The 1,214-nt window shown below is 67.3% G+C and carries 2 protein-coding genes; one reads left to right on the top strand and one right to left on the bottom strand.

Annotation, left to right across the window (positions count from 1 at the left end; translation table 11 throughout):
* Positions 1-315 (top strand): PE/PPE C-terminal domain-containing protein, encoded by a 315-nt coding sequence (locus HMPREF0591_RS31790; RefSeq protein ID WP_341860257.1) that lies wholly within the window; start codon positions 1-3, stop codon positions 313-315.
* Between the two features lie 55 nt (positions 316-370).
* Here HMPREF0591_RS31790 and HMPREF0591_RS29855 read toward each other — a convergent pair whose 3' ends face one another.
* Positions 371-1,087, bottom strand: coding sequence for a hypothetical protein (locus HMPREF0591_RS29855; protein WP_007172622.1), 717 nt, complete (start codon positions 1,085-1,087; stop codon positions 371-373).
* Between the last annotated feature and the right edge of the window lie 127 nt (positions 1,088-1,214).

The raw sequence follows: 1,214 nt of genomic DNA, 5'->3' as shown, positions 1-1,214 counted from the left end.
GTGCCTCGTCTGGGTGGGAGTCTGGGCGGCGGCCCGACGCCCTCGGGTGCGTCTGTGTCGGCGGGCTTGGCCAGGGCGGCCACAGTAGGCCACTTGTCGGTGCCGCAGAGTTGGGCCGCTGCGGCTCCAGCGACCAGCGCGGACACAGCGCCGCCGACGGTCAGGGCCATCAGCGCCGGGCCCGAAGCCAAGGGAGGGGGATTGCTCCGCGGCATACCGCTGACGGGCGCGGGTCGGGGAGCCGGGGGCAAGATCGTCGGACAACGGTACGGGTTCCGTCCAATGGTGGTAGCACGCCACGTCGTCGGCGGATAGACGCCCCAGGGTCGCGCGCCGCGCCGGCCGACGGGGTCGAAGGCGAAGGGATGGCCTATTTGCCGGAAGTGAACCAGGCAACCTTGGCCTGCCACGATCGCGCGGACCCGTACGCGAAGCCGATCGCACTCAGGCAGGCGCACAACCAGACGAGCAAGACGAAATCGGAGCCCGCCCACGCGGTTCCGATTTGAATCACGCTTGCCGCCACCCCGAATCCCGCCGAGATCAGATAGTGGTCGACGGTCGTCGTGGAGCGCGGATCCGTGCGCAGGATCAGCAGCACTCGTCCTGCGTAGGAGAGCAGGTAGATCATCAACGCGCCCAATACCAACCAGTAAGCCAACAGCCAGAAATCGCTGACGGCGGCGGCGAAGAAGTCGAGGTGATGACCTTCGTCGGCGATGACGAACAGCGCCACCAGCAACGGAACCGCAAGCCGCAGCGGGCGCGTGACGTGCTTGCGCAACAGTTCGCGCTCGTAGGTTTCGTCGACCAGGCGGATGAGCCCGTGCCGAATAATCGCGGTCACCGCGAAGATCCAGCAGATGTGGCCGAGGAGATGCTGTACGTTCCACAGCCCGAAGACGCGGTGCAGGGGCGGCCCGAGCGCGGCCGACGCCCAGTGCGACATCAGCAGCACCGCACAGCCATGCAGTGCGATATTGCGGGTCGCGCCGGCCTCCCACCGGGAGCGCCAGGTGTCGCGCCGGATCCACAGGCTGCACACGACGACAGCCAGCGTGGCGATGATGAGTGCGGTTTTAATCATTCAAACGGTCCCGGCAGTCCCGCTCAGACGGGCGGATCGTTGGGATCGGGACGAAGATCACGCAGCCGGGGCGGGGCGGGCCGGCCTGAGACTCCAGGTACTCGGTGACCGAGTCGCGGTCGATCAA

Source organism: Mycobacterium parascrofulaceum ATCC BAA-614, from assembly GCF_000164135.1.
Taxonomy (GTDB): domain Bacteria; phylum Actinomycetota; class Actinomycetes; order Mycobacteriales; family Mycobacteriaceae; genus Mycobacterium; species Mycobacterium parascrofulaceum.
Note: the sequence above shows the minus strand (reverse complement) of the source record. Positions and strands in the feature narration are given on the sequence as shown.

What these genes read in the sequence shown, in the direction of transcription:
- HMPREF0591_RS29855 (WP_007172622.1), bottom strand. Translation starts at nt 1,087, where the DNA reads ATGATTAAAACCGCACTCATCATCGCCACGCTGGCTGTCGTCGTGTGC.